This is a genomic window from Bradyrhizobium sp. (assembly GCF_049581145.1).
In the GTDB taxonomy this organism is placed as follows: domain Bacteria; phylum Pseudomonadota; class Alphaproteobacteria; order Rhizobiales; family Xanthobacteraceae; genus Bradyrhizobium.
Genome location: NZ_JBAURI010000373.1, coordinates 1 through 3,041 on the forward strand (window position 1 = coordinate 1; position 3,041 = coordinate 3,041).

A 3,041-nucleotide genomic window follows, 5' to 3' on the forward strand; every position below is an offset into this window, starting at 1 on the left:
GTGTAAAACCGCTTGCGCTGGGGCGTGCGCGCGGCGCGCCGCACCTTCTCCTGCGGATCGAGCGGCGATTGCCCGGCGACCTCATCGAACAGTTCGCGCATGGGAGGTGTTTGCTTCCGTTCGTCGCATTAGGGTGACCAAGAAACCATGATAAGCCCGAACCGAAATAAAGCGAGCCTGTGGTGCCGGGGATTTTGGATGGCCGGCAGCCTTACGGAGGTTTCCGCGGGGAATTTTCCCAGGAATTTTGCAGCGATATTCGTTCTGCTGGCCGGCCTCGGCTGCCCGGCCGCCGAGGCTGGGTTCCGCTCCCCGGAATCGCTGGTCCGCAACGTCTATGCCTATTACGGCGACGGCGCGGCGGAGTTTTCCAGGGGCCTGCCGCGGGATGAGGCGACCGCGCAACAATTCTTCGATCCAAGCCTGCGGGCGGCGTGGACAGCGCCGCGCAGCCTGCCTTACGACTTCCTGGTGCAGAGCCCGACCTGGAAATTGGGGCCGCTCGCCATCTCCATCCTGCGCAGGCAATACGACAAGACCTATGTCGCGGTCGGCTTCGCCAATGAGGGCCGTGCGGTCACGCTGAACTTCATCCTGGTGAAGGGACCGGAGGGCTGGCTGATCACCGACGTCGAGAGCCCGCACGACTCGCTGCGAATGTTTCTTGATCAGTTCAGGAATTGACGGGGTCACCTGTTCGCACAGTTGCGCGAATAGGCCGCACGCGCCCCTGGGCGGACGCCCGCGGCAGCGGCTTGATCGAGACAGCGGCTGATGCGCGCCCTGAATGACGAATGCGGCGGCGGCGCGTAGTCGTCGTGCAGCGGCGCGTCCATCTGCGGCACCTTGGGCACCTCGATCTTGGGACCCGGCGGCGGTGGCGGCAGCGGCGGATTGAACCTCGAACCGCCCGGCGGATTATTTGGCACCTGCGCGCTGGCCGCGCATCCCGCAAACACGAGCCAAGCGACCGCGGCGAGCGAAAGAATGAGTTGCTTCATGCAAGGACATGTCGTGATCCTGCAGCCGAACAGCAAGTTCGCTGTCCCTCGCCTTCTACTCTTCGGGCGCGTTCTCGATCGGGTCGAACCTGCCGGCCTCGAGCCCAAGCAGGTTCCAGGATTGCAGCATGTGCGGCGGCAGCGGCGCGGTGGCGTCGATCACGCCGCCGCGCGGATGCGGGATCATGATGCGCCGCGCCAGGAGATGCAGCCGGTTCTGCAGGCCGCCCGGCAGTTGCCAATTCTCGATATTGAAATATTTGGGATCGCCAACGATGGCGTGACCGATATGGGCCATATGCGCGCGCAACTGATGGGTCCGTCCGGTGACCGGTTTGAGTGAAACCCAAGCGAGCTTGTTGCCCGAATTTTCCACCACCGCGTAATAGGTCACGGCGTGGCTTGCGCCCTCGTCGCCATGCTCCGCGATCCGCATGATGGTGTCCTCCTCACTCTCCTCCTTGGCGAGATAGGTCGAGATGCGGCCCTGTTTCGGCTTCGGCACGCCCGCGACCAGCGCCCAATAGACCTTTCGTGCGGAGCGGTGGCGGAACGAGCCGGTGAGCGCGGTGGCGGCAAAGCGGGTCTTGGCGACCAGCAGGCAGCCCGCGGTGTCCTTGTCGAGCCGATGCACCAGCCGCGGCTTCTGGCCCTTGGCGTCGCGCATCACCTCCAGCATCTGGTCGACATGCCGCGTGGTGCCGGAACCGCCCTGCACGGCAAGCCCGGCCGGCTTGTTCAGCACCAGGACGTCGTCATCCTCATAGAGCGTCATCTCCTTCAGCGCCTGCAGCGTCTTGCTTTCCGCATCCGACAGCGCACTTGCCGTTTTGGGCGCATCGAGCCGCAGCGGCGGAATGCGCACGCTCTGTCCCGCCTCCAGGCGATCCTTGCTGTCGGCGCGCTTGCCGTTGACGCGCAACTCGCCTTTGCGGACGATGCGCTGGATGTGGGAGAACGACAGCCCGGGAAACCGCGCCTCGAGAAAGCGGTCGACCCGCATGTTGTTTTCGTCGTCGGTCACGACGACGGTCTGAACCTTGATCGGTAACGGTTCGGCCGCGGCGATGTCCTTGGCCTTCGCGGGCTCGGGCGGCGCAACGGCGCTCCGCTGTTCCCCGCGTTTATCCGGATGCCTGTCCTGACGCTTATCGGACAGCCGCAAAGGCTTCCCGGTCGGGCGATGGCCCGGGGGGCGCTCGGCTTGCGAGCCGCGGTATGGACGTGCGCCCTTCGGGCGGTCGCCGGGAGCGCGGGATTTTGCCAGGGGTCGTTTGACGCGGCGGCTCATGATGTCATTCCATTCTGTACCGGCACGCCGAAAATCCAGCCTTCGCGCTGCATGAGCGCCTTGCGATCCGACGGCAAGTCGAAACTTCCGGTATTGGCAGCTTCCGCCGCCAAGGCCGCGGCCGACACCAGGGCATCCACACCGTCGACCGAGCGCACCCCGCTTTCGCCAGCATCGGCCCCGTAGGATTGCAGCACGGCATCGCGATAGGCAAAGAACTGGTCATCCTTGAGCCGTTTGTTGAGGTCGGCGCGCCTGAAATTCTTCTTCACGTAAAACAGCGACGGATAGATTTCTACAATAACAACAGTCTGCCGACCGATCGAGTCGAATGGCCAGATCGCAATGTCGGGCCGGTTTTTGGCCTTGATGGCGTTGAGGATGCGCATGCCCGCGAAGCTTCCTGCGCCGACCTGCGTACCGGTCATGTGATAGATCGAGATCGGCCGGGCTCCGGATTGCCGTTCGCATTGACGCAATCGGCTTCGGTCGTAAAATTCGCCGCGATGGCCGCTGGCATGATGATGAATGTATCTCCTGAACGCGCTGGCATCCGATTGCCAGACCGCGCCCGCGTAGAAATCCGGGTCCTCCCGACACAGCATGTCCACATGGCTCCAGAGCGAAGCCGCATCGACGATGTGGGGGACGTCGACGAACAACGCGCCCTGCTCGGCCCAGGGTAGCGAGAACCCGAAATCGATACCGACCAGCGTGCCAACAGGCAGCGCTTCCAGATAGTCGAGCAC

General features: G+C 63.9%; 4 protein-coding genes and 1 pseudogene. 1 reads left to right on the top strand and 4 read right to left on the bottom strand.

Translation table 11 applies throughout. The features are described from left to right. Nucleotides 1–101, bottom strand: a pseudogene (locus WCB02_RS12085) (ATPase); the annotation flags it as partial. Nucleotides 102–198: 97 nt separating this feature from the next. Here WCB02_RS12085 and WCB02_RS12090 point away from each other — a divergent pair. Continuing rightward, nucleotides 199–684, top strand: a complete 486-nt coding sequence (locus tag WCB02_RS12090; RefSeq protein WP_423958434.1) for a hypothetical protein — start codon at nucleotides 199–201, stop codon at nucleotides 682–684. Nucleotides 685–689: 5 nt separating this feature from the next. Here the strand turns inward: WCB02_RS12090 and WCB02_RS12095 are convergent, their stop codons facing one another. The 3 genes from WCB02_RS12095 to WCB02_RS12105 form a co-directional block, all read right to left on the bottom strand. Then, on the bottom strand, nucleotides 690–1,001 hold the full coding sequence (locus WCB02_RS12095) for a hypothetical protein (protein WP_423958435.1): 312 nt from the start codon (nucleotides 999–1,001) through the stop codon (nucleotides 690–692). Nucleotides 1,002–1,056: 55 nt separating this feature from the next. Further along, complete coding sequence (locus WCB02_RS12100) at nucleotides 1,057–2,292, bottom strand: RluA family pseudouridine synthase (RefSeq protein ID WP_423958437.1); 1,236 nt, start codon at nucleotides 2,290–2,292, stop codon at nucleotides 1,057–1,059. After that, on the bottom strand, nucleotides 2,289–3,041 hold a 753-nt coding region (locus WCB02_RS12105; RefSeq protein ID WP_423958439.1), incomplete at its 5' end, for a hypothetical protein. The genes WCB02_RS12105 and WCB02_RS12100, both read right to left, overlap by 4 nt.

What these genes read in the sequence shown, in the direction of transcription:
- WCB02_RS12100 (WP_423958437.1), bottom strand. Translation starts at nt 2,292, where the DNA reads ATGAGCCGCCGCGTCAAACGACCCCTGGCAAAATCCCGCGCTCCCGGC.
- WCB02_RS12090 (WP_423958434.1), top strand. Translation starts at nt 199, where the DNA reads ATGGCCGGCAGCCTTACGGAGGTTTCCGCGGGGAATTTTCCCAGGAAT.
- WCB02_RS12095 (WP_423958435.1), bottom strand. Translation starts at nt 1,001, where the DNA reads ATGAAGCAACTCATTCTTTCGCTCGCCGCGGTCGCTTGGCTCGTGTTT.